Genomic DNA, 23,943 nt, shown 5'->3' on the forward strand with positions numbered 1-23,943 from the left:
CGCCACGACCAGCCGCATCCGCCCTGAGACTCACGTCGTGACGGTGACAATTCCGCAGGTTCAGGGATCGCACCCCGAGACGCTGACCGCATCCGCTACCGAACTTGGCCAGAAGGCAACGGGTTTGGCCGCCCAGATCGATAGTCACCGCGCCAACATCGACGGTTTACGGTCAGGTTGGCAGGGCACTGCCTCTGATGCGGCGATCGCGAAAGCGCAACCAACTTTGGCGCGCATGCAACAGATTCACGACGCTCTGAACCGGGCTCAATCCGTCATGCAAGAGGGCGGCACCGCCCTGACTCAGACCCGCACGAGTCTGCTCGGGACGGTCGACCAGTTGAAGGCTCAGGGCTGGCAGGTCGCACCCGACGGCACGGTGTCGGTACGTCCCGGAAGCATGCTGGATGCGCACGCGAAGATGAGTCCGGCCATCGCCACGAAGCTTGAGCAGCTGGCCGCCACGCACTCGGTGGGCCTCAAGACACAGTTGGCCAACTTCGACGCCGCCGACCGACAGCTCAACCAGAGCCTTCGCACCGCTGTCGGTGGGCTGAATTCCGCACCGCAGAACTTCGGGCCCGGCGGTCTCCCACAAGCGCCGCCATATGACACCGGCGCCGAGATCCCGGTCGGCAAGAGTGCCGAGGAGGTCAACAAATGGTGGGACTCGCTGCCGCCCGAGAAGCGGCGGCAACTGCTCGATGATTGGCCGGAGAAGTTGGGCAACCTCAACGGCGTTCCGATCCAAGACCGTAGCCAGGCCAACCTGTCGATCCTGATGCAGGATCTCAATCGTCCCGACGAGGTGGCCAAAGCTCGCGGTGTAACGAAAGACGAAGTCCTGGCCCACCCCGAAAAATACGGCATGGCCGGGCAGATGATGACCCGCTACAACAATGCCGTCAAGGTTGCCGAGGCCTTGAAGGCCGACGCAGACAATGCCAAAGACGCCAACCGCAATACGCCCGAAATCCTGCTGATGAAGTACGACCCCGAGGCATTCGACGGTGAAGGCGCGGCGGCGATCGCGATCGGTAACCCCGACACCGCGGCCAATACCACCGTGATGGTGTCCGGCCTGACCACCTCGGTGGCCGGCGGAACGTTGTCCGACGAGACCGGGGTCAACGTCTACAACGAGGCGAACAAAGCGGATCCGAACAACTCGACAGCCGTCGTCCAATGGATGGGCTACAACGCCCCGGACCTGGACGTAGACCTGGACACCAACGCCATCGGGGTCGCCGAGCCATTCATGGCCCGTGACGGCGCGCAGCTGCTGGCCCCCGACGTCAACGCACTCGCCGTGACACACGAAGGAAACCCCGCGCACACCACCGTCATCGGTCACTCATACGGGTCGACGACAGTCGCCGACGCCGCGGCCGGCTACGGGATGCGCGCAGACGACATCGTCCTCGTCGGTTGCCCCGGAACAGATCTGGCCCAGTCGGCAGCCGATTTCCACCTACCGCCCGACGGCCACCTGTTTGTAGGCGCGGCATCGACCGACTTCGTGACAGGGCTGGGTCGCGAACACCTCAACATCCCTGGAGTCGGCCTCGGCAACGACCCCGCCATGGACGGGTACGGGTCTACCCGATTCCACGCCGAGGTAGCCGGTATCAACCTCGACCCGCGTGACGTGCTCGATGAGCACACCTCGTACTTCAAGAAGGGATCGGAGTCGCTGTTCAGCATCGCCGACATCGTGTCCGGACACGGGAACGACCTCCAACAGCACGGGATGACAGCTCCTCACCGCGTGCAGACTCCCGGGTTGCCGTTCCCGATCCCGGGCGTACCACCAAAGGTGGGGTTCGATCCGGAACTGGTGCACAAATCCAACAACGACCACTATCACTGAGGTGGTCAGCCATGACGACCGAGAGAAACAGGGCAACGACCATTGAGACTTGCATGGGTACGAATCGCCGGAACGCTAGCGGGACTGCTCTGCCTGGTGGGGTGCTCGGGCACCGTGCGTAATCCAATTTCCCCCGAAGAGGCGCGCCGCCAGGTCATCGATGTGTCCCGTCAGGTCATTGCCGATCTCGGCGCCGAGGTGGCTGACGCGAAGTTCGGTTACGACTCCTGCAACGACTACGGCAAACCACCGTTCCAGGGCCACAGCAGTATGGGGCTGTGGATGCCCGGCGCCGACCGGACCCGCGAGGTCACTGCTGACTCCGTACTGGACCGGTTGCGCGAGCACGGCTGGCAAGTCGATCCCGACTTTCATTCCCACGCCACCACATTCAAGCGCGACGGGGTCGATGTGAGTGTGTGGGTGATACCACCACCCAAGCCCGGCAAGCCACCCGTTGCCCACGTGAGCGTCGACGTCTTGGGCGAGTGCCGCGACAACTTCGACCACCGAACCAACCAGACGAACTCATTGTCCGAAGACATCAAGGGAGAACTCGCCTCGGGATGATGTGCCGGGTTCAATCCTCAGGCGGCGCGAATCCCACTGTCGTGTAGGCCTCGTCCGGGATGGCAGCACGGTCTTTGTATATCGACCAGGTGCAGACGGGACTCCCCTGCCCCTGGATCGGCGGGCTGATCACCCGCAGCGGAAAGCCCAGTCGCTCGATGGGGGCACGTTGCTGCAGCTGGCAGCAGTGTGCGCAGTACAGACACACGCCGACGGTGTTCCACGCCCAATCGTGCCGTCGGGTGGTCACCGCGAACCGCGCTGCACCGGAATCGGTTTCGTAGGTGCGCCCGCCCGATCCGCATGGGGCGAAGGTGATGACCCAGCGGTCGTGCTCCTCGATGATCGAGAACGAGCCGTCGCGGTCTGGACCGGTGAGATGGCCGCGGGTCGCCTCGAAGATGTCGAGTAGCAGACGCTCTGTTGACTGCTCCCACACCATGGCATCCGGATGGTAGATCCGCGCGGACCGCTCGTACATCTCCGACAGCAAGCTGTTCCAGAGGTCGCCGATAAACGCTTCACCGAGTGCGTTTGACGCGAGATCGAACAGTCCGCAGATGGCATCGCAGGCCGCATCGTGATGTTCCTGCCAGACACCGCGAGCGCGGGCCAGCAGGTCCCGCGCCGCGTCGGAATCGCACCGCTGACATGCTTGGGCGAACGCGTCGATCAGGCTGACGTAGCTGCGCCAGCCGTCGTCGAGTTCCCCCCGGCCGGACGCGGGGTGAACTGCCGCGGGCGCAACACCATGAGAGACCAAGACACGCGGGATCTCGGTCAGCCATACACCGAACAGGTCGTAGGCCTCCTGCGCCTCCTGGATGGTGATGCGCCCGTACTCCTCGGCCGCGGTGAAATCGGCCGAGGACAGCGCCTCCTGTGCCCGTGCGTAGCTGGACCGTCCTTGTTCCAGTCGACCGTCGGCTCTGACCAGGTGGCCTAGCAGTTCGCTGTGGACGACTGCGCGGCTCATGTGCGCTCGAAGTAGCGATGCCGTTCCCAGTCGGTCACTGTCTGGGTGAGGAAGGCGTTCATTTCGCCGCGACCGACAGTCAACAGGTGACCGTGTACCTCGGCCCCGAGCGAAGACTTGGCGGTGTCACTGCTCGCGAACAGATCTATCGCCTCGGGTAGCGATGTCGGTAGCTGAGGCAGGTCGGTACGTGCGTAGCCGTCGCCGTCGATGAGTTCGGGCAAAGGCAGCCGACGCTCGATTCCGTCGACGCCAACAGCGACGGCGGCAGCGATAGCCACGTAAGGGTTGACGTCCGCCCCCGGAATTCGGTTCTCCACGCGGCGATGCGGACCCTGGCCAACCAATCGGAATGACAGCGTACGGTTGTCGTTGCCACAGGCGACGGTGGTCGGAGCGAACGAATTGGGTTGGAAGCGCCTGTATGAGTTCAGATTTGGCGCGTAAAGCAGACACATCTCTCGCGCAGCCCCAACCAAACCGGCAAGGAAGCCTTCGAATAGCTCGCTGTCCCCCAGAGGGGTTGAGCCGTCAGCGGACCACAGACTGGTGTGGATATGGCATGAACTCCCCATTCCCGCGGCGTCCCATTTGGCCATAAACGTGGCGGACTTGCCCATCCGCGTCGCGATCGCCTTGACACCGAACTTGTAGATGAAGTGGCGGTCGGCCATCTCCAGCGCGTCAGTGTGGGTCAGGTTGATCTCCTGCTGCCCCAGCCCGTATTCGCAGGACAATGCCTCGATGGGAACGCCGGCCTGCTCCATCTGTTCAACCACGGCGTCGATGAACACTTCGTTGGAGATCGCTACCAGGGGATCGTATGCACCCTGGTATCGAGATGCCGGGGACAGCTCCTGGTAGCGGGACCGCCATCCGTCCTCGTAGCTCTGCTCGAAGAGGTGGAACTCGAGTTCGGAGGCACACTGGACCGTGGCTCCATGCTCAGCCAATCGGGCCAGCTGACGCTTGAGGACCTGCCGGGGCGCAATCTCGAGCAGCGTGCCATCGGCGAGCACAGGATCGCAGATCACGAACGCGGTGTCGGTCATCCACGGCAAGACCCGCAGCGTGCTCAGGTCGGGTTTCAGATAGCAGTCCGGGCCGCCGTTGCTGAGTCCACCAACATGTTCCAGGTCGGGGTTGAGGTCTTGCTCGATGTCAAGCTGCCAGACCATCAACGGGATGCGAAATGCCGTGTAGTCGTCAATATGCTCGAGGAAACGGCGCGCGGGAAGGTGTTCACCCAGCGGCCGCCCGATATTGTCAGCGGCCGCCAGGAAGACCTTGGTAATTCGGCCCGCGTCGACGGCCTCTCGCAGTGCTTGCAACGACCAGATGCCGTGAAGTTTCGGAACACCGTTGACACTGAGGCCCTCGGCGGCGAGCGAATGGTTGGTGTGAACTGCCATGTTGATCTCCAAACTAAACAGCTATTGGTCCATTTTATATTGCTTTTACTGGGTCGAGTCAAGGTTGCCTTTTCGAGCACAGGAACGCAGCAGCATGATGCATCCTGGTTTTCATCACGACCTCGAAAGCGCAATCCTGCGTAGCAGTTTGGCCGCCAGGATGTACGTACTCGGGCTCGCCGGCCACTGCGAAATCACCTTGCCCGTGCGGTTGGCGCCGGCCCGGAAGTAGCTCTCGGTGACGGCCCAGACCGTCTTCGCCAGGCGGTTCTGCGCCCAGTCGTTGTAGATGTAGAAGGCCGACCGGCGGACCTCGATGCGCCGCTTACCTTCGCGGGCCGCTTCGGCGATCGCGGCTGCAGCGAAGTTGGCCTGTGCCTCGTAGAACGCCACGAGCGGAACGACGTTGGTGTTGGGTCCGAACATGATGAAGAAGTTCGGGAAACCGGGCACCATCATGCCGAGGAAGGCCTCGGCGCCGTCGGTCCAGGTGTCATGCAGGTCGGCGCCGTTCTCGCCGGAGACCTGATAGGTGCTCAGGTACTTGTGCGCCTGGAACCCGGTGGCGAGCACGATCATGTCGAGTTGGTGCTCCTCGCCATTGGCGTCGACGGCACCGCCGGCCGACAGTCCCTTCACCGCATGGGGCACCAGCCTGACCGTCGGGCTCTTGAGAGCCTGGTAGTAGGTGTCGCTGATCACCGTTCGGCGGCCCTCCATGGGGAAGTCCGGTGTCAGCACGTCCAGCAGATCCGGGCGATCGGCCATCTCGTGGTGCAGGTAGGCCAGGGCAGCCGTGCGGCGCTTTCTGTTGAGATGGCGGTCTTCCCGGGCGTGGCGGGCAAGGTGCTGACGCAGGTCGTAGCGCAGCCACAGCCGCAGCCGCCGATACGCGTAGACCGGTGCGAGTTTGTTGAGTCGACGCTCGAACGGAGTGAAATCCCGGGCTTCTTTCGGCAGCATCCAGTTCGGCTCGATTTGGAACACCGTCACCGCCGAGGCCACCTTCTCGGCCTCGGTGACAACCTGAACCGCTGACGAGCCGGTGCCGAGGATCCCGACCGACTTGCCGGCCATGTCCAAACCGTCCCGCCACTCCGAGGTGTGGCAGATCGGACCGCCGAAGTCGTGCTCCTCCCGGACGAATGGCGGCTTCGCCGGGGTATTGAGGAACCCCACCGCGCTGATGACATGGTCGAACCGCCCGTGATCAACCTGCGACGCCGTCGACACGGTGTAGTCCTGCCGTTCGTCCGACCACCGTACGTGCTGGACCTCCTCGCTGAACCGCATGTGCGGGACGAGATTCCACTTGTTGGCCACATAGTGCAGGTAGCCGAGCAACTCGCTCCAACCGGCGTGGGTACGGGTCCAGTCGTAGCGTTCGAACGAGAACGAGTAAATGTGGGATTCGAGGTCCACCTCGGCCCCGGGATAGGTGTTGTGTCGCCAAGTCCCGCCGAGGCCGGGGGACCGTTCGAAGATCACGAAGTCGTCGATGCCACGCTTCTTGAGCGCGACTGCCGCCGCGATCCCGCTGAAACCGGCACCGATGACTGCCACTCGGGGACGGAAAGTTCGGTCCGCATTCATGCAGATCACCTGCCTTCGATTGTTGTTGTCGGCTACCGGATTCCGGATCGCCTGGTTATTGGGGGCTTGTTCTCGGTCCTTCAACGGCGCTGCCCAGGATGGGTTGAGGCCCTGTCCGGGCTATCTGAGCTGGGCCGACCATCCGCCATCGACGACGAGTTCGGTTGCGGTGACGAATGCCGCTTCATCCGACAACAGGAATGCCGTGGCATTCGCCACGTCGTCCGGCATTCCCAAACGGCCCAAGGGTGTTCGTCGTTCCATGTCTGTGCGGCGTTCCGGTGAGCGTTCGTAGATCGGGGAGATCATCGGTGTGAGAATCGCCCCGGGGCATACGGCATTGCACCGAATTCCCTCGGGTGCGAGCCGGACCGCCATCGCGCGCGACAGCGACACCACGGCGGCCTTGCTCGCCTGATAGGCGTCCAGCGGCGAGTCCATGGTGCGCAGACCGGCCAGGCTGGCGATGTTGACGATGCTCTTGCCTCGTCCCTTGCGCAGGTGCGGCAACGCGGCGACAGTGAGACGGCGCAACGCGTGCAGGTTGACTCCCATGGTCAACTGCCAGGCCTCATCGTCGTTGATGTCGAATATCGATCCGTCGCGGTCGAAGAATGCCAAGCCCGCGGCATTCACCAGATAGTCCAGGCCGGTTTCGCCGATGGTGGTGAACAGCGGATCGTACGCCGAGCCGGTGGCGAGCAAATCCATGGAAACGTAGGTGACCTCGGAGTCAAGCTCGGGAGCCGCCAGCGGGGCGACATCGGTCGCCACGACTCGGACGCCGTCGGCCCGCAGCCTGGCCACGATCGCGCTGCCGATGCCGCCGTTCGCTCCGGTGACGAGCGCTGTGCGCCTCATGCCGGCGCACCGATGCTCGGTCGCAGAGCTCGGGCCAGGCGCTCACCAGCGAGCTGCATGGCGTCGGTCGCGAGCGGGAAAATCTCGTCGAGCCCGAAGAATCCGTGGATCATGCCGGCGTACTCACGGTTGACCGTCGGCACGCCTGCGGTAGCCAAGGCCTCCGCCAGCAGTAATCCTTGCGGCTTGATCGGATCGCACTCGGCGAGGATGACGGTGGCCTCGGGCAGGCCCGACAGATCGGCATTGAGCAGCGTCATCCGTGGGTCCGAGTGGTCCTCAGGAGATGTTAGGTAATTGCTTTGGTGCCATAGACATTCGTCGCGTTCGAGCATCACGCCTTGGTATTGATCGTCGAACCCGATCGTGAGATCTGTCGTCGATGCCGGGTACACCAGCAGCTGATGGCGCAGGGCGGGGATCAGCTCGGTGTCCCTGGCGTGGATCGCGACCGCGCAGGCCAGGTTTCCGCCGGCGCTGTCCCCGGCGACCGCGAGCCGCCGAGTGTCGACCCCCAGGTCCGCGACGGTAGGTGCGCCAACGGCCCACAGCAGTGCGTCAACCGCGTCATCGACGGCGACCGGGAATCGGTGTTCGGGCCCGCGCCGATACTCCACCGACAGCACAGCCGAGCCGGCAGCGTTGGCCAGCAGTCTGGTCGTGACGTCGTGGGAGTCGATGCTGCCCATCAGCCAGCCGCCGCCGTGGTAGTACACGGTCAGCGGGAGATCGCCCCCGGAATCGGGGAGATACATCCGGCCACGGATCTGGTCACCGTCGCGCGTCGGGATCGTCACATCGACGACACGCGCGATGGCGGGCTTGCTCAGCCCGGCGAATGCCGCTTCGAAGTTCTCGCGGGCGATGGCAACAGGCAACAGGTGTGCATTGGGACGGCCCGAGGCGCGGGCGTCATCGAGCATTTTCTGTGCTACCGGATCGATGGGCATGGGATTGGTGCTTCCTTTCTGTTCTGGTGTCGGCACGGCTCAAGTCAGTGCCAGTCCCCCATCGACACACAGCTCGGTGCCGGTGATGTAGGAGGCCTGGTCGCTGAGGAGAAAGCCGACGGCGGAGGCGATTTCAGCGGACTGAGCCCACCTTCCGGCCACCGTTCGTGCCGACAACTGGGGTGGGAGCGTCGAGGTGTCCCCGTGCTCTGCGGCCATCGGGGTGGCCACGAATCCCGGGGCGATGCTGTTGACCCGGATATGTGGGCCCAGCGCTCTGGCTGCGGTGCGGGTCAACATCGCAAGCGCGGCCTTCGACGCGGCGTAATGCGGATTGGGGTCTGGATTGGTCAGCGCGATGACCCGGCTGGCCTCCATCGAGGTGATATTGACGATGGCGGCCGGGTCACCGGTTTCCAGCAGCTGCGTGCTCGCATCGATCACGTTGTAGGCACCGACCAGGTTGACGTCCAGAACCGACCGCCACTGATCGGCGTCGACGCCACGAAACCCGGTGTGTGCCGGGATACCGGCGCAGTTGACCAGATAGTTCAGCCGCCCCTCCGGAAAGGCTCGCCACAGCGCCGCTCGCACCGCTGCGGCGTCGCGCACGTCGACCGCTTCCCTCACCACAAGCGTGTCTGCGGACGCCGGCTGCGGCTCCCGCAGATCCATTGCCAGCGTTCGGATTCCGGCGCGCGCGAGCAGGTCGACCGTGGCGGCGCCGATGCCCGATGCGGCACCGGTGACCACGGCGTGCTCGCCGCTGTAGGTCAACGTCGTCGATCGCACGTTCATGAGGCACCGAACCTGCGTGTGTGCTCGGCCATGGCGTCGGCGAAGCATTCCCGTGGCGCGCGGATCACCCCGGCGCCGATCTGGCCGCCGTCGCGCCCGGCCAGCCCGACGTCCATCACCGGCAGCACCCCGGTCGAAAGCACCTTGCGCGCGTCGATCCCGGTCGGGGTGCCCCGGAACGAGAACACCGGGATCCGGTAGCTGCTGTTGTCCCCGTGGGTGATGGCATACATCTCACGGTTGCGCTCGATCATCACCTCGGGCGAACCGCCCTGGTACTCCTGCAGCGACAGTGCGCAGGCCTGAGCGAAACCACCCAGCCCGATGGTCTCGGTGATCGGCGATTCCCCACCCATCCACGTGATCTCGTCTTCGGTGTGGCCGTCGAACAGCTTGCCCTGATGAATCGGCGGCGGGCCCTCGAACCAGGTGTCGCCCAATCCGGCCAGCTTGATCGCGAAACCGCGGCAGGAAAACGCCATCGCCGAGACCAGGGTGGAACCGGGCACCGCCATGGCGTCCGCGGAGGCCTTGGCCGCTGCCATCGACAACCGCAGGAAGAAGTAGTCGTTCTCGGCCAGGTGCAGCATGGTCTCGCGCACCCCGGCGACCTTCTGGTCGACCATGTCCAGCACGGCGGGCAGGATCTCCCGGTTGAACAGGATCGAGGCGGCCGCGTTGCGGCTGTGCACCTCATCGCCCATCCGCAGCGCCCGGGCGATCAGCGGTTTGAGCGCTATACCGCCCCGGCGGCGGATCGCGTCGCCGACCACCGGGGCCAGCACCTCGTTGACGTGACGAAGCCGGTCGCGCACCCCGTCGTCGTAGCAACCGTAATTGAGCCGCCGGGGTTCCTTGCCCTCGTAGAAGTTGCAGAAACCCAGATTGCCGTGGGTCCGGTTCACCACCACGAACACCGGCATGGACGCGGTGTAGATGCCGGCCAGCGAACCGACCGCGGCGTAGTCGTGACACGCCCCCACTTCGATCACCCCGGTGTCGAACTTGGCGATGGCGTCCTCGCGATCGGTGGCCAGCCCCTCGAACAGGGCGCCACCGATCAGGGCCTCGCGCTGCCCGCCGGTATAGGCCGACCACGGCATCGGTGCACCCGAGGTCAGCACCAGGTTGTCGCGAAAGCCGGGCAGTACCTCCCGGGCCGGCGCCACGTCGATCACCCAGGGATCGGCGGCATCCAGGCGGGCGAACGCCTCGGCGTTGGCGGCGTCCACGTCCACGGTGGTGGTGTCGAGTTCGGTGCTCACCAGGCCACCACGCCGCCGTCGACCAGCAGGGTCTGGGCGGTGATGAAGGAGGCCCGCGGGGACAGCATGAACTCGACCGCCTCGGCCACCTCCTCGGGTTCCCCGATGCGCTTGAGCATCGCGTAACCCGCGCTGACCTCCTCACCGCCAGACACCCGCGCCATCGACGGGCTCATCGGGGCGCGGATCACCCCCGGGGCGATGTTGTTGACCCGGATTCCCCGCGGAGCCAGCTCCTCGGCCAGGTAACGCGTGTAGGCGGCGATGCCGGCTTTGGTGGCGCCGTACACCGAGGCCCCGCGGAACCGGCCGAAGTGGCCCGTCAGGCTGCCGATGTTGACGATCGCGCTGCCCCGGGTCAGCAGCGGGGCCACCACATCGGTCACCCGGGCCATCCCGGCGATGTTCACCTGGAACATCAACTCCAGCTTCGCCTCATCAAGCTCACCGAGAAACGAATCACGCAGGATGCCAGCGCAATTCACCAAACCGGCCACCGTCTCACCATCGGCGATCACCGAACCCACCGCCTCAGCCACACTGCCACGGTCGGAAACATCCATCGCCACCGTGCCAATCTGTTCAGAGCCTAACTCTGTGCCCTGCAATGCATTAGGAACGTCCGCCGCGATCGGCTGGTAGCCACTCTCGACCAGTCGCCGACAGATTGCGCGGCCGATGACACCGGCTCCGCCGGTGACGATGACCTTGTCTCCCATCTCATCTCCTCTCTAGATGCGCTCGGGGTTGGGGATCAGTCTGCGCTTTAAACAGCTAAAGGTCAACTCTTTAGCCCTTATCGCTCGGACCTACCGAAGAGAGCAGCCCGCAACGATGTGGTCCATTGAGTAGTTCAAATGCGGTTTTGCCGCATGCCGTCGGATAAAGTCGAGGTAGAAGACAGAAAGGAGGCCCGGAGATGACAAGCCCGGTAGGCATAGAACTGACCCGCGTACGGCAGATCCCCGCCCACGAACTGGTCGTTGAGCAGATCCGCCGAGCCTTGGAACTCGGCCGGTTCAAGCCGGGCGACAAGCTTCCGGCCGAACGTGAACTGACAGAGATGCTCGACGTCTCCCGCACCGTGCTACGTGCGGCAATGACCATTCTCGACCGGGAAGGCCTGGTCTCTGTGCGCCGCGGACGCAATGGCGGTGTTACCGCCCTGGCGCCGCGCCGGGACGACGCTGCCGCCCGGCGGGCGTTGCGCGAGAATCGCGCCTCACTGGGCAATGCTTTCGACTACCGCGTTGTGGTCGAATCTGGCGCGGCCCGACTGGCCGCCCAACGGCGCCGAGCCGCCGATGTCACCCAGCTGCGCAAGATGCTGGCCGCTATGGACGCACATATCGCCCGGGCACAGGGGGACGACGATTCACCGCATCTGGTCACCGAGTGGCAATCACTGGACTCGGCCTTTCACCTCAAAATTGCCGAATCCTGCCGCAACGAGTACTTCTTCGATGCAGTCGTCCAAGCCCGTCGGGCGATGTGGCTGCCGGTCGGTGCGATCTTCCACCACATCGAACCGAACGCCAACGACTACCACGATGTGATTGTCGACGCGATCGAGGATCGCGATGAGGACCGCGCCGCCGCCATGATGACCGAGCACATCAACTCGACGCGCCACACCCTCGAATCGTGGTTGCGCCGGCGCTAGTCAGCGCTATCCGTCTCACTCGGTCGCGAGCACGATCGGCCGGTCCCTGACCCCGCCGTCCCGGTCGCCGGCGGCATCGTCGTCGTCGAACACTGTCCTGCCGATGCGCTCGTACACCAGCGGCTTTGCATTACGCAGGTACCAGGCGACTCCCATGGAGCCGAGCAGGAGTGCCACCACGATCCATGGAATCGCCTTGAACAGTGGCGATTCGGCGGCGGCTCCCGCCGCGGTGGCCATATTGGTGGCCATCAGGTAGATCACGAACATCATGCCGAGCCCACCGATGATCGGGGATAGTAGGGTCCGCCACCAGCTGGCCGTCTCGGGATGCTGTTTCTTGACGTGGAAGTAGACCACGGTCGAGATCGAGCACATGGTCTGCACGACCAGCAGACACAGTGTGGCCAGGATCGCCACCAGAGTGAACAAGATCAGGTAAGGATCTGACTTCGTCGCGATGGCGATGACCAGCAACAACGCCGTGAACGTCGACTGTACAAGCGAGGCGATCCACGGTGAGCCGTGCCGCGGATGCGCAGCCCCGAGTTTGCGCCACAGCAGACGATCACGGCCGAAGGCGAACAAGTATCGACTGGCCGCATTGTGGATGGCCAGCGCGCACGCGAAGGTGCCGCCGAGCACCAGCAGCTCGAAAACCGTCACCGCCCAACTGCCGACATACTCGCGCGCCGGCGTGTACAACAGCTCGAATGGGCTATCCCCCGAGGCGAGTTCGATCGATCGCGCCGGGCCGCTGGCGCTGATCACTGCCCACGCGATGAACGTGTAGAACACGCCGATCCCGATGACAGCGATCAGCGTGGCCCTCGGCACGACGCGCTTGGGATCGGTGGATTCCTCGCCGTAGATCGCGGCAGCCTCGAAGCCCACCCAAGACCAAAACGCCATCAGCAACCCCAGTCCGACGGCACCGTCGATTACCCCGTTGGCATGCAGCGCCGCAGTAGGCACAAGCGACCCCCATTCGGGTCCGCTACCCCGCACCAGGCCGCATACAGCGGTGACGGTCAGGATGGCAACCTCGGCGATCAATGCGACCCCAAGAACTTTGGCAGCCAACGACACGTCTTTATGGGATAGCAACGCGATGGCCACTACCGCGATGAAGCCGAACCACCACCACGGGATGTCCACGGACAGAAACCGGGAGGCTGCCTGATGCGCGAATGCGGAGAATACGCCGATGACACCCGCCTCCATGATCATGTAGACGAACATCGACATCACACCGGCAGCCAGACCAGGGATGCGCGACCACCCCCGCGAGACGAACGTGTAGAACGCGCCGGCAGCCGTGATGTGCCGAGCCAGCGCCACGAAGCCGACGCTGAAGATGGTCAGCACCACGGTGGCGATGATGAAGCCGGCCGGCGCCCCCGCCCCGTTGCCGAAGCCCACCGCAACCGGAAGGTTGGCTGTCATCGCGGAGATGGGTGCAGAGAAGGCCACCACCATGAACACCACCCCGACCACGCCGATGGCGCCGCGTTTCAGTGTGTGGGGACTTTCGTCCTGCGAACCCGTTGTCTCCGAGCGGTTCTTGCCTCTGTTCACATCGACCCCTTCTCCGCGTCGCTGATGCATTTGGGTTAAAGAGATGCTCATTAGACCATAAAGGTGACGGATTGCACATGGCCGCGGCGAAGCGACCTGCGGCACATCTCCCACCTGCGTCACTTAAAGAGCTATTGACTAGTCCTTTAGCTGTTATCTATCGTCACACCGTGATCGCGCTCTACATCCGCGACGAACACCCGGCCGTTGCCAGGAAGGAACCGCAGTGATCGATCTTCGCCAGCCCGCTGTAGCCGTAACGATGGATTTTCAGGTGCTCCAGCACTATCACCATTGGCGGGCAATGCTGGGCGGCATCGTGGCCGCCGGCGCCGCGCCGCTGACCATCGACTGCCGGCACCCGCGGACCGATCTTGAACATCTCATCGGAATGGTCGACGGGTTGGTCTTACTCGGCGGTCCCGATGTCAATCCTGAACTGTACGGCGGCACCAGCACCGACCCGCTGATCAAGCCCGGGCCACGCGCTTTGGACGACAACGAGGTCACCGCACTCGAAATCGCACTGCGCCGGGGTATTCCAGTACTGGCGGTGTGCCGCGGCGCGCAACTGACCAACGTCGCTCTCGGCGGCACACTGTTCGCTGACCTGGCCCGCGACCGGCCAGGTTCAATGGTGCACCGCACCACTGCCGCCCACCTCGACGGCGCCGCGCACACCGTGGACATCCAGCCCGATACGTTGTTGGCCTCTTGGCTCGGCACAGCGGGTAGCGTCCCGGTCAACAGCTACCACCATCAGGGTTTCGACGCCCTCGCCCCGAGTGTTCGCCCGTCCGCCACGGCCGAGGACGGACTTGTCGAGGCGTTCGAGATCGCGGTCGCCAGGTTGGTCGCGGTCCAGTGGCATCCGGAAATCCTCTGGCCCACCGACGAACCCTCCGCGAGGCTGATCCGCGGTTTCGTCGGCAGCTGCACAGACCGATCCCCCGCAGCGGGCGCACGGTGTTGAGCCCGAGCAGAAAGGAACAGAACAAGATGACCGGCCTCGACAGCGCGCTGAGCCCGTTGCGGTTCCTCGATCGCTCCGCCGCAGTGTTCCCAGACAAAGTGGCCGTGATCGATGGCGATCGACGCCTCACCTATTCCGACCTCGCCGCGCACGTGACTCGACTGGCGCACGCGGTGCGGGCTTCCGGTATACAGCCGGGCGAACGGATCGCGTACCTGGCTACCAACTCCGCCGAGATGCTTGCCGCCCACTTCGCAATTCCACTGGCCGGCAATGTTCTCGTCGCGGTCAACACGCGGCTGGCACCACCGGAGATCCAGTACATCTGCGACCATTCGGAGGTCGCGATGCTGATCGCCGACGGCGCTCAGCTACAACGAATCCAGCTGCGTCCGGACGACTTCCGCACCGTGAACGAGATTGTCGAGTTGCCCGACGCCGATGGCGCCGACCCCCACAGCTGGGCGGCCACTCCTTACTCGACGTTGCTGGACCGAGGTAGTGACGAGCCGCTTCGGTGGCAGGTGCCCGATGAAACCGCCACCATCACTATCAACTACACCTCCGGCACCACCGGCCGCCCCAAAGGGGTCATGTACACCCACCGCGGCGCCTACCTCAACGCACTGAACCAGGTCGTGCACAACGGCTTCAATGCCGACACCCGGTACCTGTGGACACTGCCGATGTTCCATTGCAACGGTTGGTGTCACCCCTGGGCGGTCACCGCGTCCGGCGGAACGCACGTGAGCCTGCGGGCGGTGCGTGCCGACGCGATGTGGCAAGCGATCGACGGGCACGGCGTCACCCACCTCAGTGGTGCGCCGATCGTCCTCAGCACCTTGACCAACGCATCCGAAGCCCACCAGCTGCGCCACGGCCTCACCATCACTACGGCCGGGGCGCCGCCGAGCCCGGACACCATCGAAGCGGTGCGCTCCCTGGGTGCGACGGTCAAACACGTCTACGGACTCACCGAAACCTACGGCCCCTACTCGATCTGCGAAATGCAATCCGACTGGCACACATTGGGTTCCGAGGAGTTGTCGGCCCGGCTGGCCCGCCAGGGCGTCGGCATGCTCTGTTCGGAGGACATGCGGGTGGTACGCGCGACGTCGGCTCCCGGAGAGCCGCTCGTCGATGTGCGCCCTGACGGAAGCGAGATGGGCGAGATCGTCATGCGCGGCAATATCGTCATGAAGGGCTACCACCAGGAACCCGAACTCACCGAGAAAGCCTTCGCCGGTGGCTGGTTTCATTCCGGTGACCTCGGCGTCCGCCATCCCGACGGGTACGTCCAGCTGTTCGATCGGGCCAAAGACGTCATCATCTCCGGCGGCGAGAACATCTCCTCGGTCGAGGTCGAGCAGGCATTGATGTCGCATCCCGCAGTGCTCGACGTCGCCGTCGTCGGCGTACCGGACGCGACCTGGGGCGAACGGCCCAAGGCATTCGTCGTCACCGTCCCGCACGCTCAGGTCAAGCCCACCGAACTGATCGAACACATCAAGACCCGATTGGCCGCCTACAAAGCACCCCGCGACATCCAGATCGTCCCCGAGATACCGAAGACCTCAACGGGCAAGACACTCAAGACCACACTGCGCGCCAACGAATGGGGCGACGCCGCTGCCAAGATCCGCGGCTAGCCCAAACGCCACTCCAAACAAAGGACTCCTTCATGACTTTCCTGCAGAACCGCCGCATGTTGCTGACCACCCGCCCGGTGTGGACCCTGAAGCAATCCGATTTCACTGTCGACACCACACCGGTGCCCTCGCCCAGCCCCGGCCAACTCGTCGTCAAGGTGCTCTGGTTGGCATTCGATCCCGCCCAGCGCGGATGGATGAACGACGGGCCGTCCTATGCTCCCCCGGTCGCACTCGGCGACGTCATGCGCGGACATGCGGTCGGCGAAGTCGTCGACAGCGCCGACGCCGGGTTCCCCGTTGGCACCCTGGTGCACGGCAACTTCGGCTGGCAGGACTACGCGGTGTGCATCCCCGCGGCCGGCACCATCGGGACCCTCGAGCACGTGGGCGGCAACACGGGCGCACTGCCCAAAGCACATAAGGTCCCAGAGGGCATCTCCCCCACGGCGGCGCTCGGCGTGCTGGGCACAACCGGCCTCACCGCCTACTTCGGCACGATCGAGATCGGCCAAATCCGGCCCGGAGATGTCGTGCTCGTGTCCGGCGCCGCCGGTGCGACCGGATCGGTTGCCGGTCAGATCGCGCGACTGGCCGGTGCCCGCACGATCGGACTCGCGGGCGGGCCGGACAAGGCCCGATGGCTCACCGAAACGGCCAGGTTCGACGCCGCGATCGATTACAAGAGCGAGGATGTCGCCGGCCGTGTCGCCGAGCTGGCACCTCGCGGAGTAAACCTGTTCTACGACAACGTTGCCGGCAAGATCCTGGAGGCCGGGATCCGCAACATCGCCCAGCGGGGCCGGGTTGTGCTGTGCGGAGGCATATCCAGCGGCTACTCCGACGAAGCTACCGCGTACGGCCCGACCAACCTGTCAACCATCACAGTGCGCAGCGCCAGCATGGCGGGGTTCATCGTCACCGACTTCCTGGACCGGTTCGACGAAGCTGCCGATCGACTCACCGCATGGATCCGCGCCGGGGACATCGTCTGGGCAGAGGACGTCCAGAAGGGCACTGTCGACGACGCCGTCGGCGCCCTCAATCGCCTGTTCGACGGCAAGAACTTCGGCAAGCAGATCCTGCAGATCGCCGAGCCCACCGGAGGGAACTTCTAACAGTGGTGCTCGCCGGCATTCCCGGCCCGGACTGTCGGCGGCACGCACGCTCCTGAGGAGTTCTTGTGAACGGATACAGAGCAATCGACCTCACGAACACGCCCGCTCGCTCGCAGCGTGTCATCACTGAGCATTGGCAAGAATCTGCGAACTGCCGGAGCGCCGACCCCGATACGTTCTTCCATCCGGACGGCGAACGGGGCGATGCCCGGCGGCATCGGAATCTACTGGCCAAGCAGATCTGCACGAGTTGCTCGGTGAAACGCGACTGTCTCGATTTTGCGCTGGCATCTCGCGAAGGTTTCGGTATCTGGGGCGGAATGTCAGAGGACGAACGTACGGACGTTCTATTGGGTGCCAACATGCGCCCTCGCGGCCGAGGGCTGCACGTCGACCGCAGCTGATCGCCCGCACGGCGATCGCACTCAGCGATCGCGGCGACGCCGACTCGCGGTGTCTTTCACGGTCAACCGAGGTCGGGTGTCAGGCTCCAGAGTTCGCCGATGCGTGGTAGTCCCAGACGTTCGGCAACCCGCTGTGAGGACAGGTTGTCCATAGAAGTGCTGTAGTAGAGGCGTGGAACTCGTTGCGCGCATTGAGTCGCCCATGCGGCAACCACTGACGCTGCCAGACCACGCCCCCGCATGCCGGGCATCGTCCACACGCCCGCCTCAGCACCTTTCATAGACCATCGTGCCGTCTCACAGACAGCCAACACCTGATCGCCATCGGTTGCCGCTGCCCAAGGAAACCCGTTATCCAGCAACCGTTCCCAGTCAGCCTTCGCGCCCCAGTCCGCCGCAATCCGCAACCGGTACGCATCGGTGCCACGGGTGCTGATCAAACGGACCCCGGCCGGCGCCGCGATGCCAACCGGCCGGGAACAGTCGTAGCACACGCTGACTTCCCAGCTGTGCGGGCCGCCCACGGGCACCAACGCAGAATGCAATCTGTCCAACAGCGATGAGAAGGGGCCGTCGCCCAGATCCGCCGCCGCTGCCCGCACTGCTTGTTCAGCGCCTGGCGGAAGGGTGGGAGAGACTTGAATGCGCCAGTCTCTACCGGCGCGGGCGATCACCGCAGAAGGCATCGGCTCGGCGCCCACACTACGGGAGCCCCAAATCACCTCGATCTCGGCAACCAGAGCATTCAACTCAGCACTCTCGTCTGACACCGCCAAAAACTATCCACGAATTAGGCGGCCTGTCCAAGGAATAACGCCGGTCAGAGCCAAGGAAGGTGTCTTGCGCGAGCCGACTTCAGCTCTCCTCCAACTGTATTCGGCTGGTACGGAGGATATCTGCGGCCCGTTGTAGGACGTCCAGTTGCGCCGGGTTGTATAGCTCCGCCATTGCGGCATCGATCGCCCGGTCGGCGAACCGTGCTCCGCGCGGGGCGTCAGACCGGGAGTCGAGCAGTCCAGGGTGAGCCTGCGTTATCGCCCAGATGTAGGGGGCGAGGCGTGCGGCGAGATCCAGGCGCGTCGTGTCATCGGCGTCGGCGGGGAGGTCGTCGAATTCGGAGGCCACGGGATCGTTGGTTGTGTCTTTGATCAGGTCCGCATGGACCCGCAAACCCTGTGGGCCCAGAACCCGGCTCAGCACGACGACCATTGAGCGGTCGGCGTCGGTCATCTCGGCGACCGCGGCAGCAGGAACGAAATCGGCCGGAAGATCGGTCGGCGCCGACTGTTCCAGCAGCCGGCCGACTTCGTCACGGGCACGCTGCAGCCGCTCCATGGTGGCGGCGAGTTCGGCGTCGAGGTTGCGTAGGGCCTGCTCGGGGTGATCGTCGGAATCGCCCATCGCGGCGATCTGAGGAAGTGAGAACCCGAGATCGGTGAGCCGTTTTATGCGCACCAGCCGGACGAGATGCGCAACACCGTACTGCTTGTAGCCGTTGGCCCGGCGCTCGGGCTCGGGAAGCAGACCGACGTCGTGGTAGTGCCGCACCGCCCGCAGGCTGGTGCCCGCGAGGTCGGCGATTTCACGTGTACTCCAGGCCATAGCCCCATTCTTCGTGATGTCGTCAGCTTGACTATGCCGTTACGTCCGGGTGTGCGATGCAGTCATGCCATCACCTGAGCTCATATCTGTCGACGACTTTTTCAAGCCGCCTGCCCGAGCGCAGGCCGCGATCTCACCGGACGGCACCCGTGTCGCGTACCTGGCGCCGTGGAAAGACCGCCTCAATGTCTGGATCGCCGCCGTGGACTCCCACGCGGAGTTCGGCACCGACGCGGTGCGGGTGAGCGCCGACGAGACTCGCAGCATCCTGAATTTCGAGTGGACCGAGGACTCGCGCTGGCTGCTCTACCTCCAGGACACCGGCGGCGACGAAAACTGGCACATCTTCCGGGCCGACCCGCAGAACCCCAGCGAGCCCGCCGTCGACCTCACCCCATTCCCCGGGGCGATGTCAGTATTCGAACTCCTCGCCGACCCCGGCAAGGCGATGGTGTACTCCAACAAGCGCACGCCCACACTGGTGGACGTCTACGAGATGGACATCGCCACCGGTGAACTCACCCTCGTAGCCGAGAACCCGGGCACGGTGTCCGGCTGGCCCACCAGCCACAGCGGCAAATTATTCGCCACCGCACTGACTTCCGAAGGTGACGTCGAACTGCTGCAATGGGAGACGAGCACGCGGACATTGCGGTCCATCGTCACGTTCGACGGTGCGGACTACACCATGGGCCTGTTCCCCATCACCGTCACTGCCGACGGCACCGGGATCTGGATCGGCTCCAACGACGGCACCGACCGCACCCGGATCGTGCGGGTGGACGTGATCACCGGCGAGCAGACACATGTGGACAGCCATCCCGCCTACGACGTCGACCCTCGGGCCTGCGTCTACCGGGAGATGCCACAGCCCTTGATCCTCGACCGGCACAGCCGCGATCTGATCGGCGTCCGGTATCTCGGTGAGCGGCAGGTGATTCAGGCGCTCGACCCCCAGTTCGCCGCCGTCCTGGAGAACCTCGAGAAGCTGTCCGACGGTGACCTGAACGCGGTCAGCTCCGATCTCAGCGGCCAGCGCTGGGTGGTCAACTTCACCCACGACCGCGAACCGGGCCTCACCTACTTCTACGACCACGGCACCGGCGAAAGTCGGCTGCTGTTCGGATCGCATCCGCATCTCAGGGCCGAGGACATGGCACCGATGAAGCCGGTGACCATCCGCTCCCGTGACGGGCTGACGCTGCACGGGTACCTCACACTGCCCGTCGGCGTGGAGCCGAAGAACCTACCGACGGTGCTGCTGGTGCACGGCGGACCGTGGGTACGCGACAGCTGGATGTTCATCCCGGCCGTCCAATTGCTCGCCAACCGCGGATACGCGGTGCTGCAGGTCAACTTTCGCGGCTCGGCGGGCTACGGCAAGTCCTTCACCAAGGCCGCCGTCGGCGAGTTCGCCGGCAAGATGCACGACGACCTGATCGACGGGGTGGACTGGGCTGTAGATCAGGGCTACGCCGACCCCGAACGGGTAGCTATTTTCGGCGGCTCCTACGGCGGCTACGCCACCCTGGTCGGCGTCACGTTCACCCCGCACGTCTTCGCCGCGGCCATCGACTACGTCGGCATCTCCGATCTGTCCAACTTCATGCGGACCCTGCCCGTGATCGCGCGACCGCACCTGGCCAACAATTGGCACCTGTTCGTCGGCAATCCGGACGATCCCGAGCAGGAGGCCGACATGCTGGCCCGCTCCCCGATCACGAAGGTCGATCAGATCCGCACCCCACTGCTCGTCATCCAGGGCGCCAACGACGTGCGCGTAGTGCAGGCCGAATCGGACAACCTCGTCGAGGCTCTTCGGGCGCGAGGTGCCGACGTGGAGTACATGGTCAAAGACGACGAAGGGCACGGATTCGTCAATCCGGGCAATGTGATCGACATGTTCAAGACCGTCGACCGCTTCCTGGGCGCGCACCTCGGTGATGGAAGGCGAGCGTGACTGACGAACTGGTGGAAGGACATTCACCGACGTTGCTCGAACGCATGGGCGGGGTGTCCGGGCTGGTGTACGCCAGCCTGCCCACGTTTGCCTACGTCATCGTGAACGCGATCGCAGGCCTGGACGCGGCGGTCGTGATATCCGTCGGCGCGAGCGCCGGTCTGATCGTGCTCCGCCTGTTGCGTAAGCAGCCCATCCAGCCGGCGGTATCGGGGCTGCTCGGGGTCGTGGTAGCCGCGCTGATCGCCTACTACACCGGGTCCGCCGAAGACTACTTCCTGCCCGGAATCTGGCTCAGCCTGGTGATGGCGGCCGTGTTCTCCGTATCCCTGTTGGTGCGGCGCCCCTTGGTCGGAGTGATGTGGAACCTGCTGCGTAGCGCCGGGCCCGATCCGTCATGGCGTTCCGATACCGTCGCGCTGCGCGCGTTCGACGTCGCCACGCTGGCATTCGTGACGTTGTTCTCCGCGCGATTCGTTGTGCAGCAATGGCTTTACGACGGTGGTTTCACCGGCTGGCTGGCGATTGCCCGGATCGCCATGGGATATCCACTGCTCGGCGCGGTATCTGTGGTGGTTTATTGGGCGGTCCGCCGCGCGAACCGGCGGATCGACCCAGATATCGACCGGCACAGCACCGGGACCGATGCGAGCGGCTCGCCCGAGCCCGCCGCTCGCCCCTGAGGCGTCAAGTTGAGAATTCCGACACGGAAATTGAGGACCTAACAAACCACCGAGAACCACCCCTTGTCACATAACGCTACGGCGCGTAGCGTAACGGCGCGTGACCCGGAGTTTCCACGTCGGCCAGCCGTTCACCACGCCCGATGCCGACATCGCGGTGGCGTTAGAGCAGGTCAGCATCCCGACGCTGCTGCTCTCGCTCGTGCACATCACCGGCGACCCGCGCTACATCCGCGAGTTCAAACAGGCCGGACTGTTCCTCAACGAGGTCCAGGGCTTCATGAGCGAGGAGGACAAGGCGCGGGTCCGTGAGATCGCATTGCCGGTGGTCGCCGACTACCGCGACCGCGGCTGCCCGGTCCCCGCCCCGCTGTCCGCCGAGCTGGTCAGGGAGATGCTGGACTGGGCCGCCTGCGAGCCGGTCGACGACGACAACCTGCCGCTGATGCTGGAGGAACTCGACCTCGAGGGTGTCGATCCGCGTCGGCCGGCCACGCTGGAGAACACCGACGGTTTCCGCGTCGTCGTGATCGGCTGCGGAGAGTCCGGCGTGCTGGCCGGGGTCCGCCTCAAGCAGGCCGACATCGACTTCACGATCGTGGAGAAGAACGCCGGCCCGGGCGGAACCTGGTGGGAGAACAGCTATCCCGGCGCCCGCGTCGACGTGGCCAACCACTTCTACTGTTACAGCTTCGAACCCAGCAACCACTGGGATCACTTCTTCGCCGAGCAGCCCGAACTGCGCCAGTACTTCCGCGACGTGGTGGACCGCCACCACCTGGAGCCCCACATCCGGTGGAACACCGAGGTGGTCTCGGCCGTGTGGGACGGCAAGATGTGGAACGTCACGGTGCGCTCGGCGGCCGGCACCGAGACGCTGCGGGCCAACGCCGTCATCACCGCCGTCGGCCAGCTCAACCGGCCCCAGATCCCCGACTTCCCCGGCGCGGAAACCTTTGCGGGACCGGCCTTTCACTCCGCGGCGTGGGACCACGACGTCGACGTCACCGGCAAGCGGGTCGCCCTGATCGGGGCCGGCGCCAGCGGCTTCCAGATCGCCCCGGCCATCGCCGACAAGGTCGAGCACCTCACGGTCTTCCAGCGCACCGCGCAGTGGATGTTCCCCAACCCGATGTACCACGAGCCCGTCGCGGACGGGGTGCGCTGGGCAATGGAGCACCTGCCGTATTACGGCCGGTGGTACCGCTTCCTGCTGCTGTGGCCCGGGGCCGACAAGGGCCTGGACGCCGCACGGGTGGACCCGGACTACGACGACCAGGGCAACGCGGTCAGCGAGATCAACGCCATCGCCCGCATCATGTTCACCGACTGGATCACCACCCAGGTCGGCGACGACCCCGAACTGCTGGCCAAGGCGCTGCCCGACTACCCGGCCACCGGCAAGCGCACGCTGCAGGACAACGGCAGCTGGTTAGGCACCCTCAAACGCGACAACGTGGACCTGATCCGCACCCCGATCGAACGCATCACCCCGACCGGGATCGTCATGGCCGACGGCCAGACCCACGACGTCGATATCATCGTGTACGCCACCGGTTTTCGTGCCACCGACGTGCTGTTCCCGATGGCCATCACCGGCCGCGACGGGGTCGACCTGCACGACGTGTGGGGTCAGCGTCCGTACGCCTACCGCGGCATCACGGTGCCCGGCTTCCCCAACTTCTTCATGACCTACGGCCCGGGTACACACCTCGCGCACGGTGGCAGCCTGATCCTCAACTCCGAACTGCAGATGCGGTACATCAACAAGTGCCTGGAGCACCTCATCACCGAGGGCCTGCAGACCATGGAACCGCTGCCCGAACCGACGAAGGAATGGCACCGCCGCTCCCAGGAGGCGATCCGCCAAACCGTGTGGGCGCAGCCCTCGGTCAAACACTCGTACTTCAAGAATGCCGACGGGGAGATCCACACCGTCAGCCCGTGGCGGCTGAGCGAATACCGCTCTGCCGTCAACGAACCCATCTGGTCAGACTTCACAGTGCAGGAGGCATGAG

Annotated in this window: 21 protein-coding genes; 10 read left to right on the plus strand and 11 right to left on the minus strand. The window is 64.7% G+C overall.

What is annotated here, in order from left to right; genetic code table 11:
• Positions 1-37 precede the first annotated feature (37 nt).
• Entirely contained in the window at positions 38-1,870 is a 1,833-nt protein-coding gene (locus tag ACWEFV_RS07160) for an alpha/beta hydrolase (RefSeq protein WP_450069625.1), read from the plus strand.
• A gap of 114 nt (positions 1,871-1,984) precedes the next feature.
• Complete coding sequence (locus ACWEFV_RS07165) at positions 1,985-2,440, plus strand: hypothetical protein (RefSeq protein WP_450069626.1); 456 nt, start codon at positions 1,985-1,987, stop codon at positions 2,438-2,440.
• A gap of 10 nt (positions 2,441-2,450) precedes the next feature.
• Here ACWEFV_RS07165 and ACWEFV_RS07170 read toward each other — a convergent pair whose 3' ends face one another.
• The 8 genes from ACWEFV_RS07170 to ACWEFV_RS07205 all read right to left on the minus strand — a co-directional run bounded on the left by ACWEFV_RS07170 (position 2,451) and on the right by ACWEFV_RS07205 (position 11,014).
• Positions 2,451-3,416 (minus strand): hypothetical protein, encoded by a 966-nt coding sequence (locus tag ACWEFV_RS07170; protein WP_450069627.1) that lies wholly within the window; start codon positions 3,414-3,416, stop codon positions 2,451-2,453.
• Positions 3,413-4,828, minus strand: coding sequence for a glutamine synthetase family protein (locus ACWEFV_RS07175; protein WP_450069628.1), 1,416 nt, complete (start codon positions 4,826-4,828; stop codon positions 3,413-3,415). Before ACWEFV_RS07175 ends, ACWEFV_RS07170 begins: the two co-directional genes overlap by 4 nt.
• Positions 4,829-4,942: 114 nt before the next feature.
• Positions 4,943-6,391, minus strand: coding sequence for a flavin-containing monooxygenase (locus ACWEFV_RS07180; protein WP_286174570.1), 1,449 nt, complete (start codon positions 6,389-6,391; stop codon positions 4,943-4,945).
• Between the two features lie 150 nt (positions 6,392-6,541).
• Positions 6,542-7,282, minus strand: coding sequence for an SDR family NAD(P)-dependent oxidoreductase (locus ACWEFV_RS07185; protein WP_450069629.1), 741 nt, complete (start codon positions 7,280-7,282; stop codon positions 6,542-6,544).
• The gene (locus ACWEFV_RS07190) at positions 7,279-8,232 is read right to left on the minus strand and encodes an alpha/beta hydrolase (protein WP_450069630.1); all 954 of its coding nucleotides are present in this window, start codon (positions 8,230-8,232) and stop codon (positions 7,279-7,281) included. The genes ACWEFV_RS07185 and ACWEFV_RS07190 overlap by 4 nt, the downstream gene beginning before the upstream one ends.
• Before the next feature lie 39 nt (positions 8,233-8,271).
• Complete coding sequence (locus tag ACWEFV_RS07195) at positions 8,272-9,030, minus strand: SDR family NAD(P)-dependent oxidoreductase (protein WP_450069631.1); 759 nt, start codon at positions 9,028-9,030, stop codon at positions 8,272-8,274.
• Entirely contained in the window at positions 9,027-10,295 is a 1,269-nt protein-coding gene (locus ACWEFV_RS07200) for a DUF1116 domain-containing protein (RefSeq protein WP_450069632.1), read from the minus strand. Before ACWEFV_RS07200 ends, ACWEFV_RS07195 begins: the two co-directional genes overlap by 4 nt.
• Positions 10,292-11,014: an SDR family NAD(P)-dependent oxidoreductase gene (locus ACWEFV_RS07205; protein WP_450069633.1), complete on the minus strand. Its 723-nt coding sequence runs from the start codon at positions 11,012-11,014 to the stop codon at positions 10,292-10,294. Before ACWEFV_RS07205 ends, ACWEFV_RS07200 begins: the two co-directional genes overlap by 4 nt.
• A gap of 200 nt (positions 11,015-11,214) precedes the next feature.
• Between ACWEFV_RS07205 and ACWEFV_RS07210 the strand changes: the two genes are divergently transcribed.
• Entirely contained in the window at positions 11,215-11,958 is a 744-nt protein-coding gene (locus tag ACWEFV_RS07210) for a FadR/GntR family transcriptional regulator (protein ID WP_135451665.1), read from the plus strand.
• Positions 11,959-11,973: 15 nt separating this feature from the next.
• Here ACWEFV_RS07210 and ACWEFV_RS07215 read toward each other — a convergent pair whose 3' ends face one another.
• Positions 11,974-13,536: an APC family permease gene (locus ACWEFV_RS07215; RefSeq protein ID WP_450069634.1), complete on the minus strand. Its 1,563-nt coding sequence runs from the start codon at positions 13,534-13,536 to the stop codon at positions 11,974-11,976.
• A 226-nt stretch (positions 13,537-13,762) separates the two neighbouring features.
• Between ACWEFV_RS07215 and ACWEFV_RS07220 the strand changes: the two genes are divergently transcribed.
• The 4 genes from ACWEFV_RS07220 to ACWEFV_RS07235 all read left to right on the plus strand — a co-directional run bounded on the left by ACWEFV_RS07220 (position 13,763) and on the right by ACWEFV_RS07235 (position 17,680).
• On the plus strand, positions 13,763-14,509 hold the full coding sequence (locus tag ACWEFV_RS07220; RefSeq protein WP_450069635.1) for a gamma-glutamyl-gamma-aminobutyrate hydrolase family protein: 747 nt from the start codon (positions 13,763-13,765) through the stop codon (positions 14,507-14,509).
• Between the two features lie 26 nt (positions 14,510-14,535).
• The gene (locus ACWEFV_RS07225) at positions 14,536-16,158 is read left to right on the plus strand and encodes an AMP-binding protein (protein WP_450069636.1); all 1,623 of its coding nucleotides are present in this window, start codon (positions 14,536-14,538) and stop codon (positions 16,156-16,158) included.
• 32 nt (positions 16,159-16,190) lie between these two features.
• Positions 16,191-17,276, plus strand: a complete 1,086-nt coding sequence (locus ACWEFV_RS07230) for an NADP-dependent oxidoreductase (protein ID WP_450069637.1) — start codon at positions 16,191-16,193, stop codon at positions 17,274-17,276.
• A gap of 65 nt (positions 17,277-17,341) precedes the next feature.
• On the plus strand, positions 17,342-17,680 hold the full coding sequence (locus ACWEFV_RS07235) for a WhiB family transcriptional regulator (RefSeq protein ID WP_450069638.1): 339 nt from the start codon (positions 17,342-17,344) through the stop codon (positions 17,678-17,680).
• A 62-nt stretch (positions 17,681-17,742) separates the two neighbouring features.
• On the opposite strand, the gene ACWEFV_RS07240 is transcribed toward ACWEFV_RS07235, so the two are convergent.
• Together ACWEFV_RS07240 and ACWEFV_RS07245 are read right to left on the minus strand one after the other, a co-directional pair.
• On the minus strand, positions 17,743-18,450 hold the full coding sequence (locus ACWEFV_RS07240; RefSeq protein WP_450069639.1) for a GNAT family N-acetyltransferase: 708 nt from the start codon (positions 18,448-18,450) through the stop codon (positions 17,743-17,745).
• An 85-nt stretch (positions 18,451-18,535) separates the two neighbouring features.
• Positions 18,536-19,282, minus strand: coding sequence for a helix-turn-helix domain-containing protein (locus tag ACWEFV_RS07245; RefSeq protein ID WP_450069640.1), 747 nt, complete (start codon positions 19,280-19,282; stop codon positions 18,536-18,538).
• A 64-nt stretch (positions 19,283-19,346) separates the two neighbouring features.
• Between ACWEFV_RS07245 and ACWEFV_RS07250 the strand changes: the two genes are divergently transcribed.
• The 3 genes from ACWEFV_RS07250 to ACWEFV_RS07260 all read left to right on the plus strand — a co-directional run bounded on the left by ACWEFV_RS07250 (position 19,347) and on the right by ACWEFV_RS07260 (position 23,942).
• Positions 19,347-21,242 (plus strand): alpha/beta fold hydrolase, encoded by a 1,896-nt coding sequence (locus ACWEFV_RS07250; RefSeq protein ID WP_450069641.1) that lies wholly within the window; start codon positions 19,347-19,349, stop codon positions 21,240-21,242.
• Complete coding sequence (locus ACWEFV_RS07255) at positions 21,239-21,925, plus strand: DUF3159 domain-containing protein (protein WP_450069642.1); 687 nt, start codon at positions 21,239-21,241, stop codon at positions 21,923-21,925. The genes ACWEFV_RS07250 and ACWEFV_RS07255 overlap by 4 nt, the downstream gene beginning before the upstream one ends.
• Positions 21,926-22,025: 100 nt before the next feature.
• On the plus strand, positions 22,026-23,942 hold the full coding sequence (locus tag ACWEFV_RS07260) for a flavin-containing monooxygenase (RefSeq protein WP_450069643.1): 1,917 nt from the start codon (positions 22,026-22,028) through the stop codon (positions 23,940-23,942).
• Position 23,943: the final 1 nt, after the last annotated feature.

Source organism: Mycobacterium sp. NPDC004974 (assembly GCF_053600815.1).

Excerpts from the sequence above, each read along its gene's own strand:
- ACWEFV_RS07225 (WP_450069636.1), top strand. The coding sequence starts at position 14,536 with ATGACCGGCCTCGACAGCGCGCTGAGCCCGTTGCGGTTCCTCGATCGC.
- ACWEFV_RS07185 (WP_450069629.1), bottom strand. The coding sequence starts at position 7,282 with ATGAGGCGCACAGCGCTCGTCACCGGAGCGAACGGCGGCATCGGCAGC.
- ACWEFV_RS07170 (WP_450069627.1), bottom strand. The coding sequence starts at position 3,416 with ATGAGCCGCGCAGTCGTCCACAGCGAACTGCTAGGCCACCTGGTCAGA.
- ACWEFV_RS07175 (WP_450069628.1), bottom strand. The coding sequence starts at position 4,828 with ATGGCAGTTCACACCAACCATTCGCTCGCCGCCGAGGGCCTCAGTGTC.
- ACWEFV_RS07190 (WP_450069630.1), bottom strand. The coding sequence starts at position 8,232 with ATGCCCATCGATCCGGTAGCACAGAAAATGCTCGATGACGCCCGCGCC.
- ACWEFV_RS07210 (WP_135451665.1), top strand. The coding sequence starts at position 11,215 with ATGACAAGCCCGGTAGGCATAGAACTGACCCGCGTACGGCAGATCCCC.
- ACWEFV_RS07230 (WP_450069637.1), top strand. The coding sequence starts at position 16,191 with ATGACTTTCCTGCAGAACCGCCGCATGTTGCTGACCACCCGCCCGGTG.
- ACWEFV_RS07245 (WP_450069640.1), bottom strand. The coding sequence starts at position 19,282 with ATGGCCTGGAGTACACGTGAAATCGCCGACCTCGCGGGCACCAGCCTG.
- ACWEFV_RS07205 (WP_450069633.1), bottom strand. The coding sequence starts at position 11,014 with ATGGGAGACAAGGTCATCGTCACCGGCGGAGCCGGTGTCATCGGCCGC.
- ACWEFV_RS07195 (WP_450069631.1), bottom strand. The coding sequence starts at position 9,030 with ATGAACGTGCGATCGACGACGTTGACCTACAGCGGCGAGCACGCCGTG.
- ACWEFV_RS07250 (WP_450069641.1), top strand. The coding sequence starts at position 19,347 with ATGCCATCACCTGAGCTCATATCTGTCGACGACTTTTTCAAGCCGCCT.